The organism is Hymenobacter mucosus (assembly GCF_900188255.1).
GTDB classification, from domain to species: Bacteria; Bacteroidota; Bacteroidia; order Cytophagales; family Hymenobacteraceae; genus Hymenobacter; species Hymenobacter mucosus.
Genome location: NZ_FZNS01000001.1, coordinates 870,818 through 889,716, shown reverse-complemented (window position 1 = coordinate 889,716; position 18,899 = coordinate 870,818). Strand labels below are relative to the sequence as shown.

The following is an 18,899-nucleotide window of genomic DNA, read 5'->3' as shown; positions in this document are numbered from 1 at the left end:
ATCTGCAGAAGCAAATTACGCTACCCTAGCTCTGTGCTGGTAAGTACTTTGCCGCCGCGACTGCGTAAGTCGGCGCGCGCTTGCTGGTAGCCTTCTGCCGAAATAGCGCGGGTAGCGTCTTCCAGAAAGAAAACCTCAAATTGCTGCTCTAGGGCATCCTTGGCGGAAAAGTACACGCAAAAATCGGCGGCTAAGCCAGCTAGGTATACCTGCGTTACGCCGCGCCCGCGTAGGTAGTCCGCCAGCCCAGTAGCTTTCCGGTGCCCATTGTCGAAGAATCCGCTGTAGGAGTCTATTTCGGGCGTAGTGCCTTTGCGAAAAATGGCCTCAATCCGGTTTTGGTCGAGGTCAGACGAAAACTCGGCACCTCGGGTACCCTGCACGCAGTGGTCAGGCCACAGGGTTTGGGGCAAGCCGTGCAAGTCAATCTGGTCGAAGGCATGATGGCCTGGGTGCTGGCTCGCGAAGCTTTTATGGCCAGCCGGGTGCCAGTCTTGCGTAGCTACTACCAGCTCAAACTGCGGCTGCAAATGGTTCACCAACGGTATAACCTCGTTGCCACCGGCTACGGCTAGCGAGCCACCCGGCAGAAAATCATATTGAATATCAACTAGCAGAAGAGTGCGCATGGGTTGGCATGAGTGATAAAAAACACGTGGTAAGCAAACCCGGTTGTTGCTTCGCAAGACCGGACAGCTGCAACGTACGATGGTTTGCAAAATAGGACAATGGATTCCCACGGAAAGAATTTATACTCGCCACGTGAAATACCATTTTTGCCTTCGCTAACGTACTTAGTTCATCTTATTTAGTTTATGTATCATATTATTTATCAGAGTATTGAGAGTATTAATTTGTCGGAGGAGGATTTGCGTATAATGCTAGAGCAAGCCCGAACTAAAAACCGCCATTGCGGTATAACCGGGCTGCTGTTGTATAGTGAAGGACAATTTCTGCAAGTTATTGAGGGGGAGGAAGCCACAGTACGGTCCTTGTACGAAGTAATAGAGCAGGACTCGCGCCACGCCTATGTGCAAAAGCTGGCCGATGGTCCTATCCCGCGGCGGTATTTTGCCTCCTGGGCCATGGGTTTTGCTGCCACTGGGCCGGTAGCGCTTACCCAGGTGGCTGGCTACTTGAACACCCAAACGTCGGGTGAGCTGCTAACCCGCACCATGGGGTGCGATGATGAGTTGGCTAGCTTGCTGCATTCCTTTGCGAAGGATGCCAGGGAACAGGTATACTAGGTAGGGTCCCCCACGGGAGTTGTTGCGCATTTGCCTCGCATTCCTGCCTACCTTGCGCCCTGCTGACAACCTTTTGGGGCTGGATAGCATCACTGGTTTGCTATGAGTACAATGCGCGTTTCGTTTTTCTTGCTGCTTCCGGGGGCTTTGCTGTGGGGTGCTACCACCGTTCGGGCCCAACAAGCTCTTCCTCGTCTTATTCCGGGCACCCACGTGGTGCTGGTGCCACCCGCCGGATTTAATCCTGCCCCCGGGCTGACGGGAGTGCGCAAGGGCGATGCTGCCATTCAGGTATTTGACTTGGTGGGCGGCAACTACTACAAAAACGCGGCCTCCTTTAGCAAGGCTCGGTTTGAAGCTCGCGGCACGAAGGTGCTAGACTACCAGGAGCTGACGGTGCAGGGCTACCCCGCCCGCCTGGCCCGTGTGCAAACCACTCCCACGCAGGAGTCGGCCCAGCTTATGTTTGGCGACTCCACGTTTGCCGTGCAGCTAGTAGGGATTTACCCCGCCGCCGATGCGGCCACGGGCACGGCCGTCCGGGAGGCACTCCTGACGGCCGCCTACCAGAAAAATCTGGCTTCTGACCCATTTGCGCGCGCCGTATTTGCCTTCGACGAGAAAAAGTCGAGCCTGGCCTTTGCCAAAGCGAGCGGCAACCTCTACGTGTATGCCCCCGGTGGCCAGCGCAAGGACGACTACGGTATGGAGCCTTTGCTCACCGTTACACCCTTGCCCTACAACCCCTCCCTTACGGCCGCTTCCATCAGCAACGAGCTGCTGCGTGGGCTAGATCGGTTCGGCTTCACGGGCTTCACGCCTCGCAAAATGTCATCTGCCAAGGTGAACGACTTGCTGACCTACGAAACAGAAGGTTTCGGCCAAATGCAGGGGCAGCGGGTGCTTCTCTACCAGCAAGTCACCATCATCGGCAATACGGCGGTAGCCATGCAGGGCTTAGCCCGCCAAGAGTATGAAGCTGCTCTCACCCAGTTCAAAGCCCTAACGCATACCATTACTGCGCGCAAGAAATAAGCGACCGGGAACATCTGCAGCTCATTGTTTTCGCCCGAATTCAGGCCACCGGCAAGTCTGCTTTCTATCAGCAGCAGTTCTTCCACTCGCCCGTGCGCAACCGGGAGCGGCACTTGCTGGCCCTGTGCCTAGATACCCAAATGCGCTGCGTTATCGACAATACAAACCCCACTGCTGTTGAGCGAGCCCGATACATTAAGCCGGCCTAGGCGGCGGGTTTCCAAATTGTGGGTTACTTCTTTCAATTGGTGGCGGCGGGGGCGCCGGTACGGAACCAGCAGCCCGCCAAGTACCCGAGGTGGGCATGTGGGCCACGCTGCGCGACCAGCTGGAAGTACCTCGCTACGCCTAGGGATTCAATGAACTGCACTTTTTGCAGGTAGTAGGCAACCTAAAATTCAGCATCAGCCCCTGGCAAGATGAAGCTTGCTGACTACGACGCCCATATGCGCGTCGTGGTTGCAGCGCTACTTTCACGGCGGACTACGCCCCGAAGGGGAACTGGTGGAGCTTTTCCCAAGGCCCGCCTTTGTAGGCCCACAGCGTGAGGCCCGTTCCTGTGGCCTGGAAGGGCGCAAACTCTTCGGTAAGTTTTTGGTGGAGGGCGCGGGCCTCGGCCGGGTCTACCTTGTTTTGTACGGTGATGTGAGGCTTAAGCTTCTGCTGGTCCTGGGGGGTAAGCGAGCCAGTCCAGGCGGCTTGCAATTGCTGGTGCAAGCGAGGTAGCTCGGGGTTGTGCAGGTCGTAGGCCACGCCCCGGCCCAGAAAGCGCAGGCCCGTTACCTGAAGAGGCAACTGCGGGGTAGTAGTCGTTACGTGCGTGAGGTGGTCTGCAATGGCAGACGCCTCTGAGCCAGGCAAGTGATGAAATAAGGTTACGTGGGCGCGCAGATAATTCCGCTCCGGCGGGAAGTAGCGCTGGCGCAGGGCATCAAAGTGAGCCTGCGCGGCTTCATCGAGGCTGAGAGTGAGAATAAGCGGAGCAGAAGTAGGCGCAAGCATAGTACGGAGGAAAACTGCCTATACGTAGTTCGCATCTAGCAAGGCGAAGCCCCACGGGAGAACAAAAACAACGGGCGTCGTGTAAGGCCTCATGCCTCTCCACGACGCTCCATTGTGTGAGGCACTACAGCGCCTGAATCTCCGCTACCAGTTCGGCTTCCGTCACGGGGCGTAAGGTGGGCCTGAAGGTATGGCTGGGACCCACGTTGGCAGTTTGCTTGCCGAAGTACAGCTGGTTGTTTTCTCGCCGTAAGACTACTGCCGTAACGGTGCTGCCCAAGGGTATAGCGTTAGAAAAAAACGTCGAGGAATTAGAGAAACTGCGAAAGGCGTAGAGCATACCGTTGAACGTGTTTAGCACTAGCATTACCTGCGTATTGTCGAGGGTTATATCGGTTGCATGCACTTCTACCTCCACGTTGGTGGTAGCCATTCCAATAAATCGGTCACAGTTAATCCAGTTAAGACTAGTACGGTTGGTGTTGTATAGGTAGCTGTTCAGCGAAACAAAATACTGGGTGTTGCCGGCGGGAGTAGTTTGGGTAACAAGCCGGCTGGTATCTGGCTGACCGGTGGTGGGTGCCAGAGCCCATCCACCTACTTGCTGGCGCACGGCACTATCGGGGAGGGCCGTAAACAGCTCCATGTTGGCCGATGAGCTGGTTGCGCCCGGCTTCACAGTCACTAGATTCAGCTTGGTGCCCGCGGCTAACTGTAGGGGTTGGCCATCCTGAGAAAAGCGGATATTAAACATGCCCCCCGATTCTAGCGCCCGCCCATAGGAGACAGTGGGTAGCTGCATGAAGACCATTTCACTCCGCGTGGTCACTTCCTGCACTTCTACCTGAATACTGTTATTCGAAAGAGCGGTGCCATCTACGCGCTGTAGTCCGCTGGGAACGTAAATAGTGGCGCCCTTGGCCGTGGTTAAGATAGTAGTCACCCTGGGCTGCACGGTAAATTTCTGGGTAGGCACGCGGTGCTCCTGCAATACCGCGCTGATGCTATTGGCCACTGGAGAAGCAGGGTCTTCACACACAATAGCATCAGCTTCCTTCTGGCAGTTGCTGAACAGAGGAAAAGCTAAGAATAGGGCGTAAGTGAGGATGCGTTTCATAAAAGCGTTGGGTTAATAAGTAGGTTATCGTTTAAAAGGAAGCTCAACAGAGATGCCCCCCTGGATACCTACGCTCCAAGGACGCCGCGGCGCCCGGCCGTAGGCGGGGTCAGTAATAGAAGTAAAGAAGTACTGTGCTTGGGGCCGAAGCATCAGCCATACTCCCGGCATGGCTTGGTAGCTTACCGAGGCTCCCGCCGTAAACGTCAGATTGAGGCGGCCAAGGCCCGTGCTGTCGTTGGGCTGCCACTGTTGCTGTTGGCAATTGCAGGCCGTACCCTCAGTAGTGCGGGCACTAAAGAGAAGCGCGGGCACTGCCCCCGCCTGCACCCCATAACGCCAGCGGTGGGTGCTGCCTACCTGGTACTGGGCTTCTAAGGGCAGAGTAAACAAGCGGAAGTAGTTGCGGAAGTCTACGGTGCGGGAGCTAGCTGCTGCCGTCAAGCTAGCGGGCTTCTGAATACGCAGGTGCAGGCGTGAGGCAAACCTGGCGTAGCCCAGGCCGCCGCTTACGGAAAAGCGCGGAGTAATGGCCCGCGTCAGGCTGAGTTGGCCCCCGAAGCCCGCGGCAGGCCGCTCTAGCTCTTCCACTTGCTGGGCGCCACTGCCTAAGGTTCGATACGATAGGGTAGGGCCAGCTAGCAACTGCACGCTCCAGTTCTGCTTGGGAAGCTGCTGCGCCTTTCTTTCGGTCGCAACGGCATACGCCAACTGCGGAGCTGATACCTGCGGTACTTGCAGCCGCACCAGCAACAAGGCTAGCCGCTCCTGGCTACCCGGTGCGCTTACGGAGGCTCTCGCTAACCCCAGCCGGTAGTGGCTACTAGGCCTAGTAACAGATAGCACACTGCGTGCTTCCGGCTGAGCTGCTGAGGTAGATAAGGTAGCCGCCGAGTGAGAATTGATGGTAGCAGTAAGAGAAGGCAGGGTGGGCTGCGGTGCTGCATGCTGCCGACCACTCGGGCGAGTTTCCCCACGCTCAGGATGGCTAACAGCTAGTAAAGCCTTGGTGCGGCGCCGCTGGCGGGCAGCTCCCTGGGAAGCTACTAGCGGAGTTGTTCGGGCTGTTTCGTGCGGGGTCAGCTTACCAGCAGGTTTACCGACTGCGGCAACATAGCGGCCCTTCGTGCCCGATGTAGAGGTTGTGTCTACTTTGGGTAGGGTAGGGGCAGGCTGCCCCGCTAGGGTACCCATCTTCCCTTCATGAGAAGAGGAAACTTCTGGTGTAGTAGCTAGTTTCAGCGGGGGGCGTTGGGAGGCGGAAGCAATACCCATACCTACTGTTGCATCGGGTGCAGTAGTCCTGCTACCGTTGGGAGAAATTGTTGTCGCGGGCGATGCTGAATTTGGGGCGGTACCCGCAGTAGGTGCCCCAGTAGCAACAGGCTGGCGGGAAGTAACGCTTGTGGGTTTAGTAGTCGAGACTGGGGTAAGGGAGCCCGTACGCCAGAAAGAAGGGCCAATAGCGACGTACGCAACGGTGGCTATCAATACAACCAACACCGCAAGCACCGCGCCCCGCCCCCAACGGCGGCGACGCACAGGCACCTGCTCCCGAATGCCGGCCCACACCGATTCGGGCGGCGCACTGCCGTAGTCCTCCAGCTTGCGCCGCAGGTCGTCGTAGAATTGTTCCGATTCGCGTTCAGTCATGGTAGGGAGAAATATTGGCTTGCGCGTGCAGCCGTTCCTCCAAAAGGCGGCGTGCCCGCGAGAGCTGCGACTTGCTGGTGCCCTCCGAAATACCCAGGAGCTTCCCGATTTCGGCGTGCGTATAGCCTTCGACGGCGTAGAGGTTGAGCACTGTGCGGTAGCCCGTTGGCAGAGTATTAATCAGGCGCACCAAGTCGGTTGCGGAAAGCTGGTCGAAGGGAGTGCCATCGGTTTGGTGTAAGTCGTGAGCCTCATCAGTATCTACCTGATGGCCGCGCTGCTGGTGCTGGTGCCACAGGTTGAGAGAGGTAGTCACGGCAATGCGCCGCGCCCATGCTTCAAAAGGTCCCTGACCACGGAATTGGTCAAGGCGGGTAAATATTTTCACGAAGGTGAGTTGCAGTGCGTCTTCGGCCTCTACCCGACTAGGGCAGTAGCGCAGGCACACCCCCATCAGTCGGTACGCTAGGTGGTCGTATAGCGCGCGCTGGGCCGACGGCCGACCCCGGCGGCAGCCATCCAGAATCGCGTCGAGAGAATCAGCCATAGGCAGCTGCAATAGATATAATCAGGATGTCGTACGCTAGCGTTATGCCCCCATGACCGCCGGACCCGGGTAGGCGTTGCGTGGGAGCTAAGAAATACTTGAGGGCCCTGCTTTCTGCCCGCCGCAAGTAGCGAATAGGGCTGGCTTAGGTAATGAGATAAGTATTGATAATGGGGGTATCTGGCCTATTGCGCGCAAAATATCCCAAGCAATATCTAGCTTCGCTGTACCACTTTCAACTCTGGTTGCTTTTCTCTTCTGCCCATGTCCCAGCCCATTTACCAGGTCGATGCTTTCTCCAACCGGCCATTTGCCGGTAATCCTGCCGCCGTGTGCCCGCTTGAAAGCTGGCTACCTGCCGAAACCATGCAGGCCATTGCCGCCGAAAATAATCTAGCTGAAACGGCCTTTTTTGTGCCTCTTCAGGGCGCCGAGTACGAAATCAGATGGTTTACGCCCGCTGTGGAAGTAGAGCTTTGTGGGCACGCCACGCTGGCGTCTGCTCACGTGCTCTACCATCACCTCAGCTTCCAAGGGCCGGAAATTGTGTTTCATTCTAAAAGCGGCCCATTGCGCGTAAGCCAAGGCACGGAGGGCCGCCTCACCCTCGACTTCCCGGCCCGGCCTCCGCATCCTATCCACAACCACCCGGAGGGCTTGCTCGATGGCCTGCGCGCTACCCCACTTGCCATTCTGGCTGGGCCCGATTTGGTGTGCCTCTTTGCCACGGAAGCGGAAGTGCGGGCCCTGCACCCAGATATGAGCCACTTAGCCAAAGTAGACTACCGGGCCGTTATTGCTACTGCGCCCGGCCCCGATGGCGTCGACTTTGTATCGCGCTTCTTTGGGCCCCGCGTGGGCGTGCCCGAAGATCCCGTTACGGGGTCGGCTCATACCACCCTGGTACCCTACTGGGCCGAGCGGCTCGGCAAAACCGTTTTGCATGCCCGCCAGGTATCGGCCCGTGGGGGCGACTTATGGTGTGAATTGAGCGGCGACCGGGTGCTGATGAGCGGCCACGCCGTTACGTACCTGCGCGGCGAAATTGAGGTGTAGGTCTTCGGCTGCCACGCACCACTACCTGTCTCTTTATTGGGTACCCGCTCACGGGTTGTTATGCAGGAAGCAGTGCGGCCGGGCAATGGCTTGCGAAGGAGGGACTAGGGCAGGCGGCGGTACCGTAACTGCTCAAACACGTGTAGCTCCGGCGCCCAGATTGGAAACTCAACCTCTAGTAGTTTGCGGTTCAATCGGATGATGGTTTGGGCGTCGGCCGCCGCGGCATCCTGCGCGGTGGCATAGCTACGCAGCACGCCGTTTTGCACGGAGTAGCGGCCGTGCTCCGTGTAGTAAGGCTGGGCCTCCAGGCGGCGTTGCATAGAGTAGTTGTACGTGCCATCGGCTCGGTATTCTACCTGAACGGTGAGGGTGCCGTTCCTGATGGCATTGTTGGTTTCGCCGGCTGGGCTGTGGTACAGCTTCTCAACCAAGGAGTCGGGTAGGGTGTGTCGGGCTTCATAGGAAATGAGTTCCAGCGCCCAGCGTCCCACTACGTTGTCTTGCGCCCAGGCTGGCAAGGCCGCTGCTACTAGTAAGCAAACAAGAAGTAGATAGCGCATATAAACGAATGAAAACGGTGAAGGTGTACTTTGCATAATGCTATCTATAATTGTGGTAGAGCGGCTAAAAAATTGCTGGCCAGACGGAAAGTGACAGATTGTGAATAGGTAAATGTCCTTTTATCGGGTGCTAAGCCCTTGTTCTTGATTATGCAATATTGTTGCATAAATAACTGTTTGTAAATGCATCAATGTTTCATAATTGATAAAATATAGTTTTCAGTTATTAGCTGCACAACTGGGGTAAAATAAAAAAGCCAACCTCCCAATGGTGTAGTGGAAGGTTGGCTTCAAGAAAAGCAGAAAATACTGGTATTACGGCGTGCATTCTCGGCACACTCCTGCCAGCAGATAGTCGCGGGTTTTAGCCTCGAACTTAGCGGGCAGCGTCACGGCCGGAATGGCTACCTGATTAAGGCAGTAGATGTGATGACAATTGGTGCATTTGAAGTGCACATGGTTGTCGAAGTGCTCGTGCGCGCTGCACTCTATAGAGCAGGAGGCGTAGCGCACAATGTCGCTGGTGTCAACTACACGGTGAATTAGGCCACTGTCCTCGAAGGTTTTGAGCGTCCGATACAGCGTAATCCGATCAGTGTCGGCACCGATTCGCTCCTCGATTTCGTGGCCGGACAGTGCGTAGGAAGAATCCAACAGCACTTGCAGTACAGCGCGCCGCACGGGCGTCTGGCGAAGCTCGTGGCTGGTAAGGGTCTGGGAAATACGGTCGGGACTAGGCATGACAAAACAAAGATACGGGGAATGGATGGCCGCGCCACTTGTTACGTGCGCTAACTACGCCCAGCGGAACCGGGTTCCGCTGGGCGTGTAGGGCTAGGCGGCAGGCTTCTTTTTAACGGCCGTAGCTTTCTTACCAGCTACTGGAGCGGCCAACTTGCCGGGGTTGTCGGCTAAGAACTTGCCCCAGCTTTTGCCGCCGGCTTTCGCGTTGTTGCCCTTCTGGTAGTGGTGGCACATTGCCACGGCCAGGGCATCGGTAGCGTCCAGAAACTTAGGTGCTTCCTCAATGGGCGGTAGTTCCAGCGTCTGCCGAAGCATGTGCGCCACCTGCTCTTTGGTCGCGTTGCCCGACCCCGTTACGGCCTGTTTTACCTTGGTAGGAGCGTACTCTACGTAGGGAATCTGGCGGGAAAGGCACGCCGCAATGGCTACCCCCTGGGCCCGGCCTAGCTTGAGCATGCTTTGCACGTTCACCCCAAAAAACGGTGCTTCAATGGCTAGCTCGTCGGGCAAAAATTCCTCAATCAGCTCCGTCATACGCTCATAAATACGCTTAAGCTTGAGGGCATGGTTGGTGCCCAGCTTCTTCATATCGATGACGTCGTAGCGGAGCACGCGCACTTTCTGGCCTTGCACCTCAATCACGGCGTACCCCATAATCTGGGTGCCAGGGTCGACACCCATGATGACTTTGGGAAGTAAATCGGTAGAGGCCAGGGGCAGAATCATGCGCGTACGGAGTGGTGGGAGTAGGGAGCAGGTGCGCCGTTGACTTTCCGGCGGTAACTTGCCGCCTGTATTCCAGCCTAGCACATCCTCGTCTTGCCCGACCACCTTCTACAAAACTACGCCCAAAAGCCGGAACGTGCTACCCACCGTCGGCGCTGGCTCGTTGTGGGAGGCAAGCTAGTCGTGACGCTGCTTACGCTGGGGCTGCTGTGGCACTCCGTGTTTCAAGACGCCGACACGGCTGCCGCTTGGCGTGGGCTGCTGGCGCGTACGCTAAGTGGGGAAGGGCGCGGGCCTGTACTGCTCGCCCTGGCCCTGGTGCCCGTCAATTGGGGGGTTGAGGCCTGGAAGTGGTGGCGCCTAGCCCGCCACTTGGAACCCGTATCGTTTGCGCGCAGCTTCCGGGCCGTGTTAGTTGGCCTGACCTTGGGCTTCGTAACGCCCAATCGGGTAGGCGACTATGCCGGCCGTATTATTGAATTGAAAAGCCGCCGGCTTGATGCGCTGGGGGCCGTGTTTCTGGGGCGCTACTGCCAATTGGTAGTGACAGTGCTAGCTGGTACGATGGGGCTGCTATACTTTCTGCTGCGGTTTTACTTGCGCGGCTACCCCGCCACCGCGCTTGGGCTAGTAGTAGCCACTTTGCTTATCCATGCGGGGGTGCTGCTGCCTTTGTACCGCTCCCGCATTCTAGTGGCCGCCGTTACGGCAGTGCGCCCATTGCGCCGGTTTCGTCGGTTTCTAACCATCATGCCTACCTATCCGGCGCGGGCGCTGCACGCCGTCCTGCTGCTCTCGGGCCTGCGCTACGCAGTGTTCTGTACCCAGTTTGGCTTGCTGCTGTGGGCCTATGGGTCGCGGGCGTCTGTGGGGCCGGGTGCGGCGGCAATAGCCAGTACTTTCCTGCTTAAGTCGCTGGTGCCCTCTTTGAATGCACTGGCTGACGTGGGCGTGCGGGAGCTGTCGGCTACGCACCTGTTCGGGTTACTAGGTGAGCCCGTATTGCCCGTGCTAAGCGCCAGCCTGAGCCTGTGGGTGCTCAATATTGCGCTACCCAGCGCCACTGGTCTGGCCTTTGTGCTGCGGCTGCGGGTGTTTCGCAAGCGTACTAAACGCCTGGCCTCATGAGCAATTGGGCGCTGAATACCTTGCTAGCCGGGCAGGTGGTCGTAGCGGCCGTGTACCTGAGCCATATGTTACGCTTACGGCACGCCTGGCTGCACTCTGCCTACGTGGCCGGCGGGCAGCCGACGGTAGAAACTGGGGCAAATGAGAACCAGCCCGCCACTAAGGAGATACCCCACGCGGCTACGCCCAGCCTCCCAAAAGATAAGCAAGCTCTTGCCTTCTCTATTCTGGTAGCCGCTCGTAATGAGGCTGCTACGCTTCCGCAGCTACTCCACGACATCGGCCAACAGCAAGCAATAGCCGGAGGCTTTGAGGTGATAGTGGTGGACGACCATTCTACGGATGCCACTGCCGCCATTGTGCGGGAAGCCACTCGGCGGGTACCTTTCCCTCTTCGCTTGCTACAGTTGGCCGCCGAATCGGGTGGGGGGCGCACCGGCAAAAAAGCCGCCGTAGAGGCTGCCGTGCGGGTCGCTCGCGCCCCGTGGGTCTTATTGACCGATGCAGACTGCCGCGTGCCCGTAGGATGGGTACGAGCCTACGCCGAGCTGTTGGAGCAGCATCCAGATACACAGTTTATAAGCGGCCCAGTGCTGCTGACGGGCAGTGGGTGGCTAGCTACCTTGCAAGGCCTGGAGTTGGCGGGCTTGGTAGGCGTAGGGGCCGCATCGGTGGGTGTAAGCCAACCTACCATGTGCAACGGGGCTAATCTGGCGTATGCCCGCGTTGCCTTCTACGCCGTGGAGGGCTTCCGCGGCAACGAGGCTATACCCAGCGGCGACGATGAGTTCCTCCTGCACAAGCTGCACAAGGTGTACCCCACGGGCATTCGGTTTCTGCGCGACGCGCGCGCTATCGTCAGCACGGCAGCACAGCCTACGCTCCGTCAGTTGCTGTGGCAGCGGGTGCGCTGGGCCAGCAAGTGGCGCCACTACCAGGCGGCCGCCCCCCAGCGGCTGGCAGTGCTGGTGCTGCTCGCCAACCTTACCTTTCCGGTAGGAGCTGCCCTCTGGTTGGCGGGTGCGCAATACAGTTGGCTCGCTCCGCTGGCGTGGGCGCTCAAGCTAGCCGCCGATGTGCTACTACTGCGGCCCGTGCTACGGTTTTTGGGGCGGCCGGGCTGGCTGGCCTGGGTGCCCGTGCTTCAGCTCGCCTACGCTCCCTATGCCGTAGCTACCGGCCTGCTGGGTTTGCGCGGCGGCTACGAGTGGAAGGGACGAAGCGTAAAATAAAGCCGCTAGGGTAGTTGAATTTCTAGCAGTTGGCGCCGTACTTATCCGCCGAAAGTAGGTGTCGCATTGTAGAAAAAACAGCTATGAATAGGACGTGGTTAGAAATAATTTTCCCGGCCAGCCTGGCCCTACTGGTGTGTACTATTGGGATGCTGCTACTAACTATGATGGGCGTGTTGGAAGTACCGCTCACGGAGGATGCGGGTGCCGTAAGCACGTCGCCATCTCCCGTAGCACTAGCAGACTCTGCTGCCAGCGCCCAGGGCATTACAAACCCGGAAATAGCGGCGGGCGATGCTCTATTTAAAAGCAATTGCGCCCAGTGCCACGCCGCTGATGAGGTAGTGGTTGGGCCGGCCCTTGCGGGCATTAGTCGGCGCCGCCCGGAGAAATGGGTGGTAGCGTGGGTTAAGAATTCCTCCAAGCTTGTAGCCAGCGGCGACGAGTACGCCGTTAGGATTTTCAACCAGTACCAAAAGCAGCAGATGCCCAGCTTTCAACTCACGGACGAAGAAATTCGTCAGATCCTGCTGTACATTGATGATAATGCCCCCGTCTCTAACACAACTAGTACCGGCAAAACGGTATCTCTGCAGGCTGTATATTGCCAGTAGTGTCCCTGTCTCAGCAGTTGCTTACTGCCAGTAATCCCACCGTGCTGGCGCGCGAAAACCAGCCGGCAACGTTACCTTTGCTCAATACAGCATCCTTCCTGCCTTCTGTGACTGACCCTGAATTTGACATTCTTGACGAACTGTACTTCGTCACCTCCTTCCCCGATTTAGCGCGCAAAACGGGTCTTACCCCGCCCGAGTTAGAGCGCCATCTGCGCAGTTTGCTAGAGCAGGGCTTGGTGCGTAGCTACTGGCCCGACCCTGATACGGAACTGGCTTTCGAGGAAAGCTCCTTCGGCGCTATCGTGCGCGACTGTTTTTTTCTGGCTTCCAAGGAAGGCCTCCTCCAGCATAATACTCGCTAACTGTGGCCGTAGCCGCTGCTCCCGCCCCGGCCGTGGAGGCCCCCGCATCGGTTGCCCGGCCGCCCGGGTACTACGTTCGCCGGCGCCTGCTTCAAAATAAGCCGGCCATGCTGGGGCTCGGCTTTATTTTGCTCTGTACCCTAGTAGCACTCCTGGGCTACTGGGTTTTGCCCGATGACTCGCCGAGCGCCAACCACGGATTTGCGCAGCTGCAAAAGCAACCTCCGGGCTTACACGTGCGCTTCTTACAGCGCGGCCAAGCCGATTCGGCCCAACCAGCTGGCAACATCTTCACTACCTGGTGGCGAGGCCAGGATGCTCCCGAAGAACTACCCATAACTAGTGCTCGTGTAGTACCAGGGCCTGTCGATTCGGTGGTGGTTCGGCCGTGGTCGGCACCGGGTACTCGTCCTCTTGCCGAGCAACGGTTGGTCCTGCGCGATTGGGTAGGCAGCCGGCCGGCAACTTCGCAGGGCCTGCGCTACACGGAGCGCACCTATTGGCTGGGCACCGACAAAGCCGGCCGCGACGAGCTGAGCCGGCTGTTGCTGGGCACGCGCGTGAGCTTGGGCATTGGCTTGGTTGCCGTGCTGATTTCTCTGGCCCTCGGCATGGCTATTGGAGCAGTGGCTGGTTACGTAGGTGGCTGGGTTGATAGCCTATTGCTAGGGGTAATGACGGTAGTTTGGAGCATCCCGGGCATTATGCTGGTCATTGCTATTTCCTTGGCTCTCGACAGCAAGGGGGTCTGGACATCCTTCGTGGCCGTGGGCCTGACGATGTGGGTAGACGTGGCCAGGGTAGTGCGCGGGCAAATGCTTAGCCTGCGTTCGGCAACCTTCGTCGAAGCAGGCCGCGTACTAGGGTTGACCCAGAGCCGCTTAATCTGGCGCCACTTGCTGCCCAATATGACCGGCCCGCTGATTGTATTGGCAACAAGTAATTTTGCGGCGGCTATCTTGCTGGAAGCAGGCCTGAGCTTCTTGGGTCTGGGTGTGCAGCCACCGGCTCCTTCGTGGGGGCTGATGGTAAACGAAGGCTTCCAACTGCTGGGCACCGAGGCTGGCTTGTGGCTTACGCTCATGCCCGGCCTGGCTATTAGCCTGTTGGTGCTGAGCTTCAACCTGCTCGGCAACGGCCTGCGTGATGCCTATGACCCCAAAACGCCCGTGGGGTAGTAGCGAAGTAGCGGAGCAAGCAGGTCGCGCTGTACATCTACAGCAATCCTACTTCCTACACTGCTTCCTTTCCTTACTCTTTCACAACCTTACTTTATATGTCTACTCCTCGCGCTATTACTCCCGAAAAACGCCTTTTTCTAAAAGAACGTGAGTTGGGAGCCCTGCTGGAAATCACCCAGGCCATCAACCAGGATCCGACGGAAGGCGCACTGTATAAGATTTTCCAGTTCACGTTGCTGGGTCAGCTCAACATCCGGCGGCTGGTGCTCTACGTGAAAGAAGAGGGGCTGTGGCAGTGCATGGTGTCGTTCGGCGCTGGGCTGCCCGATTTCCGAAAGCTGACGTTGCCCGACGCGGTGCTGGAGCAGTGCACGGCTCAGCCAGGGCCCATTGCCGACTTTGATCTGAGTAAGGAATGGCAACTGCTTGAGACGATTATTCCAGTGGTGCAGAACGGAGAGGTCTTAGCTTACGTGTTTATTGGCAACGTGAATGAGGACTACGCCAACGAGGAAGCCACCAAGTTCTTGCAAACCCTGGCCTATATTCTCATCGGGGCCATTGAAAACCGGCGCCTTGCGCGGCAGCGAGTAGCCGCCGCGGCCATGCGCAAGGAAATTGAAATTGCGCAGGAGGTGCAAACCATGCTTTTCCCGCGCAAGCTGCCCAACGATGCCGCCGTGGCCGTACATGCCAGCTACGTACCCCACACGGCCGTAGGAGGCGACTATTACGACGTAGTAAGTCTCGATGATAACCGTTTCCTGTTCTGCGTTGCCGATGTGTCGGGCAAAGGGGTGGCCGCTTCCCTGCTGATGTCGAACTTCCAGGCAGGCCTACGCACCTTGCTGCGTCAGCAGGCCGACTTAGCAACGGTAGTGCAGGAACTCAACAACCTCATCTTCCGCAATGCTGGTGGCGACAAGTTCATTACAGTGTTCTTTGGACTTTATGACCGCGCAACCCGCCGCTTGCAGTACGTGAATGCCGGCCACAACGACCCGCTGCTGGTGCCTGACTACGGCCCCGTAGTATTGTTGAAGGAAGGTACCATTATGCTGGGCGTGATGGATGAGCTACCTATGTTGAAGGTAGGCGAAATTGAGGTGCCGCCCCGCACCTTGCTCTTTACCTACACCGACGGCCTCACCGAGGTATTTGATGCTGACCAGGAAGAGTTCGGGGAAGAGGGCGTTCTGCGCGTGGTGAACCACAACCGCTATGCTCCGCTAGCAACCATGCACAAAGAGTTGCTCCGCGAAATTGAAGCCTACAACCTCAATGGCAGCCGGTTCGCCGACGACGTAACCATCCTTAGCTGCCGGTTTAAATAAGTTGTTAAAAGCGGGACTACTGGTTGGCTACCGAACAATCTGTTCGGTAGTCAACCAGTAGTCCCGCTTTTTTTTGCTCTTATAAGCGAGCATGCCAACCGTCATCCAGACACATATCAGCCGCATTCAGATGGCGGTGCAACAGGTGTTTGCGCAGCTAGATGCGTGGTTTCAGGCCCCCGCCGAGGTATGCCACTTCCGGCCCGCCAGCGGCGGCTGGACGATTGATGAAATCCTGGAGCACACCGCCCTGACAAATCATTTCTTACTCGTGCTGATTGAGAAAGGAGCAGCAAAAGCACTCAGGAATGCGGGGGGCTTACACTTGCAGGAGGAACTAGCTACCTACTCGTTCAAGCAAACGAAGCTTGATGAGGTAGGCCTGCACCAGTATTTTCCATGGATGCGACCCAACCACATGGAGCCCACCGGGACCAAGCCTAGTGCGGAGGTGCAGACTCAACTGCACCAGCAACGTAAACAGTGTGAGCAGGTATTGGCGCGGCTGCCTAATGGAGAAGGCGTGTTCTACCGCACTACTATGTCGGTGAATGAACTCGGGAAGCTGGATGTGTACGAGTACGTATACTTCCTAGCCAAACACGCCGAGCGCCACTTGATGCAAATAGCGAAGACAGCCGCCGAGTATCATCACCAAGCTACGCAACCTACCTAGTCATTTACGGCCCAGGTGTACGCTTAGGTGGTCGGTTCTCCTTCGCGTATCCAGGTGCTCATTCGAATTAGCAGCGCGAGATTCACGAAGAAGAAGGAGCCAATCTTATCAACTTCCACCAATTCGTTTAGCAGGAGGTGAAATACAATGATGATAAAGCTCATACTGGCCGCCAGCACCACATAGCGTAACTGCGTTTTGGGAGAGGTGCGGTGGTAGAGACTCTCAATGATAATGATAACTGAGCCTAGCAAAACCATAAATAGCAGCATGCCCGGGAAGCCCTGCTCGGCTAGCAGCAGCAGAAAGTAGTTGTGCGTGGTTGACTTTTCGGGGTTGCCGCTCACGTAAGTGCGGAAGCTGCGCACAGTGTAGCGCTTGTACTCGGGATAAAATGTACTGGGGCCACTACCTACTATTGGCTTATCGGCGGCCATGCGGCTGGCCGCTACCCAGCGGTACACTCGCTCCATGCCCGACATGTCCTGCAACTTATAGGTTGCCTCCAAGTGCTTCTCGAAGTCTTCGCCGTTGAACACGGTTTTCTCGAAGTCGGGGGCGTAGAGCATATAATTGTTTTCGTGCAGGAAGTACCCGGCGCCCGCCAGTACACTTACCGCGACGCCTACCAATAGCAAGCGCGTTTGACGCAGGCGCACAATCCAGTAAAACAAGCCTGCTACCGGCAACGATAGGATAGAGGCCCGCGTGAAGGACGTTAGCAGCCCGAATAGCAGTAGGCCCGATGCAACATGCCAAGCCAAGCGCACCATCCCTTTGCTGCGGCGGGCACCGTAGAGCGTGTAGGGAAGAAGCAGAGCCAGTACCGTAGCGTAGGTTACGTGGTTGCGGTAAATGGGCTGCACGGCCGAGTTAATGGTATCGAAGCTGAAGCCCGTAGCAGCGTGCCGAGCTACAATAATAACCACGGTAATACACGTGCCCACCACATACAGCGCCGCCACGCGCCACACCTCACTTGTCCGGCGTACCAGCAGTAGGGTGCCTAAGATAAACGGCACCAAGTACCATATCTTAGCCAAGATGTATTTGATGGACTTTGTGCTATCTACGGAAAAGAACGAGGACACCACCGACCATAGCAGCAGCAAGGCAAGCAGCACAATGATGGGGTGCAGCATCTCGCGGCTACGTAGCACACCGCGTTGCAGCACCAGCGTGCCCAATACGCACACGGTAAGCACCAGCATGAGGGGCTCGGAAGGTACATCTAGGCTTAAGCCGCCCCCAACGCCAATTTCCCGCGAGAAGGCTAGCGTTAGAAAGAGCAGGTAGTAAATCAGGCGCCACTCGATGAACACTATCAGTGCCCCAACTACCAATACCGCTGGCACCAAAGCCAATGGCGTTTCCAACAGCGCCGCCACGGCGCCCCCGCCCACGAGCATCAGTACAAAACCAATGAATAGGCGCTGGAAAGCGTCCCGGGGCCGGAGGCGACTCAGTAGTTCGTTCACAGTCCCGAGGCTGAGGACATCCGCCGGGTGCGACGCAGCAATTCCAGCAGCGTAATTACTACAATGGACAAGGCAAACGTCAGGGCTACCGACCCTACTACTATCAGCCAGCGCACGGGCTTGCTTTTCTTGGTAGCAGGGTAGGCTTTCTGCACCACGTACAACGATGATAGCTTACCCTTGAGGGTTACGTCGGCCGTTTCGTATTCGCCCCGGGCTTTCACCAGGCGCTCCTGAAGATCGGTAAGACGAGCCGTAAACATGGCGAGCGAGTCAGTACCACGAACATAGTTTTCCAGATTGATGACGTTGCCACCATCTGCTTGCGTAAGACCTCGCAGTGCCCGGCGCAGGCCAGCCACGTTGCCAGGGCCACCAGCTTGTGCCTGATTCAGCTGACTTTCCACCTTGATGATTTCCCGGGCCAAGTAACGCGACTGTTGCTCCAGGCCATAGATACCGTAACGACGACGGGCCTGCACCAACTGGCGGCGGGAGCGTTCATATTCTGTGTTCAAAAACTCGTAGCGGGTGCGGTAGAGGCCCAGCACGTTGCGGCGGTTCTCTAAGGTCAGTTGCTGGTTCACCGAGTCAATGATCTGCACTAAGTCATTGGCAATACGTGCCGCCAGTTGCTTATCATAGTCTTGGAAAGTAAGCTCAATAGCCTCGCGCTCATTGTGCACGATGCTCAAGTTAGAACTAAACTCCCGCAGTGCTTTGTCATCGGCTGCGTCGTCGCCGGGCTGGCCGGTGTCGTAGTGCCGATGCAGATCAAAGCGCTTAATAATTAATTCCGCCACGGGCTGCGACTGACCAATGGTGATGACGCGATCCAAGTCTTCTGTGCGACCACCTAAGTCCAGCTTGCCGCCTTCCACAATGCGGTCGGGGTCACTGCTTTGTGGGTTGGTAGGGAAGAATACTGCCGTTGAAGTATAGATGTTGGGTAGCAGGAGCGCAACTATCAAGCTTACTACCAACGCTAACGCTAACGCTGCTCCAACTAAAGACTTCCAACGGTTGATAATAGGCCACAGGCCGAGCAATGAGTACGAACGTTCGGACATACACGAGTAATGCCACCGGCCCGCTACGTGAATGGAGCAGACCTCGGAGACGGGCAAATATAGAGGAAAATGACCACCACAGCGTGTTAGTGGTGCGGGGGTAGGGAGGCATTTTTGCGTAGCTTCGCGCT

Annotated in this window: 20 protein-coding genes; 10 read left to right on the top strand and 10 right to left on the bottom strand. The window is 57.2% G+C overall.

From position 1 onward, the window contains the following. Positions 1-20 precede the first annotated feature (20 nt). Entirely contained in the window at positions 21-629 is a 609-nt protein-coding gene (pncA, locus tag CHB83_RS03695; RefSeq protein ID WP_089331692.1) for a bifunctional nicotinamidase/pyrazinamidase, read from the bottom strand. A gap of 186 nt (positions 630-815) precedes the next feature. On the opposite strand from pncA, the gene CHB83_RS03690 reads away from it, so the two are divergent. Both CHB83_RS03690 and CHB83_RS03685 read left to right on the top strand, forming a co-directional pair. Continuing rightward, complete coding sequence (locus CHB83_RS03690) at positions 816-1,247, top strand: BLUF domain-containing protein (protein ID WP_089331691.1); 432 nt, start codon at positions 816-818, stop codon at positions 1,245-1,247. 111 nt (positions 1,248-1,358) lie between these two features. Next, positions 1,359-2,282, top strand: coding sequence for a hypothetical protein (locus CHB83_RS03685; protein WP_089331690.1), 924 nt, complete (start codon positions 1,359-1,361; stop codon positions 2,280-2,282). Positions 2,283-2,765: 483 nt separating this feature from the next. Here the strand turns inward: CHB83_RS03685 and CHB83_RS03680 are convergent, their stop codons facing one another. From CHB83_RS03680 to CHB83_RS03665, 4 genes are all read right to left on the bottom strand, one after another. Then, complete coding sequence (locus CHB83_RS03680; protein ID WP_089331689.1) at positions 2,766-3,284, bottom strand: 2'-5' RNA ligase family protein; 519 nt, start codon at positions 3,282-3,284, stop codon at positions 2,766-2,768. Between the two features lie 124 nt (positions 3,285-3,408). Further along, entirely contained in the window at positions 3,409-4,401 is a 993-nt protein-coding gene (locus tag CHB83_RS03675) for a hypothetical protein (protein ID WP_089331688.1), read from the bottom strand. 24 nt (positions 4,402-4,425) lie between these two features. Further along, the gene (locus CHB83_RS03670; protein WP_089331687.1) at positions 4,426-6,054 is read right to left on the bottom strand and encodes an outer membrane beta-barrel protein; all 1,629 of its coding nucleotides are present in this window, start codon (positions 6,052-6,054) and stop codon (positions 4,426-4,428) included. After that, complete coding sequence (locus CHB83_RS03665) at positions 6,047-6,601, bottom strand: RNA polymerase sigma factor (RefSeq protein ID WP_089331686.1); 555 nt, start codon at positions 6,599-6,601, stop codon at positions 6,047-6,049. The genes CHB83_RS03670 and CHB83_RS03665 overlap by 8 nt, the downstream gene beginning before the upstream one ends. A gap of 264 nt (positions 6,602-6,865) precedes the next feature. On the opposite strand from CHB83_RS03665, the gene CHB83_RS03660 reads away from it, so the two are divergent. After that, positions 6,866-7,657 carry a PhzF family phenazine biosynthesis protein gene (locus tag CHB83_RS03660; protein ID WP_089331685.1) on the top strand — a complete coding sequence of 264 codons (792 nt, stop codon included), beginning with the start codon at positions 6,866-6,868 and terminating at the stop codon, positions 7,655-7,657. A gap of 104 nt (positions 7,658-7,761) precedes the next feature. Here the strand turns inward: CHB83_RS03660 and CHB83_RS03655 are convergent, their stop codons facing one another. The 3 genes from CHB83_RS03655 to ruvC all read right to left on the bottom strand — a co-directional run bounded on the left by CHB83_RS03655 (position 7,762) and on the right by ruvC (position 9,690). Next, the gene (locus CHB83_RS03655; RefSeq protein WP_045686957.1) at positions 7,762-8,220 is read right to left on the bottom strand and encodes a hypothetical protein; all 459 of its coding nucleotides are present in this window, start codon (positions 8,218-8,220) and stop codon (positions 7,762-7,764) included. Positions 8,221-8,535: 315 nt separating this feature from the next. Further along, entirely contained in the window at positions 8,536-8,961 is a 426-nt protein-coding gene (locus CHB83_RS03650; RefSeq protein ID WP_045686958.1) for a Fur family transcriptional regulator, read from the bottom strand. 93 nt (positions 8,962-9,054) lie between these two features. Then, positions 9,055-9,690, bottom strand: a complete 636-nt coding sequence (gene ruvC, locus CHB83_RS03645) for a crossover junction endodeoxyribonuclease RuvC (RefSeq protein WP_045686959.1) — start codon at positions 9,688-9,690, stop codon at positions 9,055-9,057. Between the two features lie 93 nt (positions 9,691-9,783). On the opposite strand from ruvC, the gene CHB83_RS03640 reads away from it, so the two are divergent. The 7 genes from CHB83_RS03640 to CHB83_RS03610 all read left to right on the top strand — a co-directional run bounded on the left by CHB83_RS03640 (position 9,784) and on the right by CHB83_RS03610 (position 16,220). Next, positions 9,784-10,818 carry a lysylphosphatidylglycerol synthase domain-containing protein gene (locus tag CHB83_RS03640; protein ID WP_089331684.1) on the top strand — a complete coding sequence of 345 codons (1,035 nt, stop codon included), beginning with the start codon at positions 9,784-9,786 and terminating at the stop codon, positions 10,816-10,818. Next, positions 10,815-12,050, top strand: a complete 1,236-nt coding sequence (locus CHB83_RS03635) for a glycosyltransferase (RefSeq protein WP_089331683.1) — start codon at positions 10,815-10,817, stop codon at positions 12,048-12,050. The genes CHB83_RS03640 and CHB83_RS03635 overlap by 4 nt, the downstream gene beginning before the upstream one ends. Positions 12,051-12,133: 83 nt before the next feature. Next, positions 12,134-12,664: a c-type cytochrome gene (locus CHB83_RS03630; RefSeq protein WP_245855269.1), complete on the top strand. Its 531-nt coding sequence runs from the start codon at positions 12,134-12,136 to the stop codon at positions 12,662-12,664. Continuing rightward, on the top strand, positions 12,664-13,029 hold the full coding sequence (locus tag CHB83_RS03625) for a helix-turn-helix domain-containing protein (RefSeq protein ID WP_245855268.1): 366 nt from the start codon (positions 12,664-12,666) through the stop codon (positions 13,027-13,029). The genes CHB83_RS03630 and CHB83_RS03625 overlap by 1 nt, the downstream gene beginning before the upstream one ends. Before the next feature lie 2 nt (positions 13,030-13,031). Further along, entirely contained in the window at positions 13,032-14,207 is a 1,176-nt protein-coding gene (locus tag CHB83_RS03620) for an ABC transporter permease (RefSeq protein WP_245855267.1), read from the top strand. Positions 14,208-14,305: 98 nt separating this feature from the next. Next, a complete protein-coding gene (locus CHB83_RS03615) occupies positions 14,306-15,544 on the top strand; it encodes a PP2C family protein-serine/threonine phosphatase (protein WP_089331681.1) in 1,239 nt (412 codons plus the stop codon). Between the two features lie 91 nt (positions 15,545-15,635). Beyond that, on the top strand, positions 15,636-16,220 hold the full coding sequence (locus tag CHB83_RS03610) for a DinB family protein (protein WP_089331680.1): 585 nt from the start codon (positions 15,636-15,638) through the stop codon (positions 16,218-16,220). 23 nt (positions 16,221-16,243) lie between these two features. Here CHB83_RS03610 and CHB83_RS03605 read toward each other — a convergent pair whose 3' ends face one another. Together CHB83_RS03605 and CHB83_RS03600 are read right to left on the bottom strand one after the other, a co-directional pair. Further along, positions 16,244-17,698, bottom strand: coding sequence for an O-antigen ligase family protein (locus CHB83_RS03605; RefSeq protein ID WP_089331679.1), 1,455 nt, complete (start codon positions 17,696-17,698; stop codon positions 16,244-16,246). Then, complete coding sequence (locus CHB83_RS03600) at positions 17,695-18,768, bottom strand: GumC domain-containing protein (RefSeq protein WP_089331678.1); 1,074 nt, start codon at positions 18,766-18,768, stop codon at positions 17,695-17,697. Before CHB83_RS03600 ends, CHB83_RS03605 begins: the two co-directional genes overlap by 4 nt. Positions 18,769-18,899: the final 131 nt, after the last annotated feature.

Excerpts from the sequence above, each read along its gene's own strand:
- pncA (WP_089331692.1), bottom strand. The coding sequence starts at position 629 with ATGCGCACTCTTCTGCTAGTTGATATTCAATATGATTTTCTGCCGGGT.
- CHB83_RS03690 (WP_089331691.1), top strand. The coding sequence starts at position 816 with ATGTATCATATTATTTATCAGAGTATTGAGAGTATTAATTTGTCGGAG.
- CHB83_RS03685 (WP_089331690.1), top strand. The coding sequence starts at position 1,359 with ATGCGCGTTTCGTTTTTCTTGCTGCTTCCGGGGGCTTTGCTGTGGGGT.
- CHB83_RS03680 (WP_089331689.1), bottom strand. The coding sequence starts at position 3,284 with ATGCTTGCGCCTACTTCTGCTCCGCTTATTCTCACTCTCAGCCTCGAT.
- CHB83_RS03675 (WP_089331688.1), bottom strand. The coding sequence starts at position 4,401 with ATGAAACGCATCCTCACTTACGCCCTATTCTTAGCTTTTCCTCTGTTC.
- CHB83_RS03670 (WP_089331687.1), bottom strand. The coding sequence starts at position 6,054 with ATGACTGAACGCGAATCGGAACAATTCTACGACGACCTGCGGCGCAAG.
- CHB83_RS03665 (WP_089331686.1), bottom strand. The coding sequence starts at position 6,601 with ATGGCTGATTCTCTCGACGCGATTCTGGATGGCTGCCGCCGGGGTCGG.
- CHB83_RS03660 (WP_089331685.1), top strand. The coding sequence starts at position 6,866 with ATGTCCCAGCCCATTTACCAGGTCGATGCTTTCTCCAACCGGCCATTT.
- CHB83_RS03655 (WP_045686957.1), bottom strand. The coding sequence starts at position 8,220 with ATGCGCTATCTACTTCTTGTTTGCTTACTAGTAGCAGCGGCCTTGCCA.
- CHB83_RS03650 (WP_045686958.1), bottom strand. The coding sequence starts at position 8,961 with ATGCCTAGTCCCGACCGTATTTCCCAGACCCTTACCAGCCACGAGCTT.
- ruvC (WP_045686959.1), bottom strand. The coding sequence starts at position 9,690 with ATGATTCTGCCCCTGGCCTCTACCGATTTACTTCCCAAAGTCATCATG.
- CHB83_RS03635 (WP_089331683.1), top strand. The coding sequence starts at position 10,815 with ATGAGCAATTGGGCGCTGAATACCTTGCTAGCCGGGCAGGTGGTCGTA.
- CHB83_RS03630 (WP_245855269.1), top strand. The coding sequence starts at position 12,134 with ATGAATAGGACGTGGTTAGAAATAATTTTCCCGGCCAGCCTGGCCCTA.
- CHB83_RS03615 (WP_089331681.1), top strand. The coding sequence starts at position 14,306 with ATGTCTACTCCTCGCGCTATTACTCCCGAAAAACGCCTTTTTCTAAAA.
- CHB83_RS03610 (WP_089331680.1), top strand. The coding sequence starts at position 15,636 with ATGCCAACCGTCATCCAGACACATATCAGCCGCATTCAGATGGCGGTG.
- CHB83_RS03600 (WP_089331678.1), bottom strand. The coding sequence starts at position 18,768 with ATGTCCGAACGTTCGTACTCATTGCTCGGCCTGTGGCCTATTATCAAC.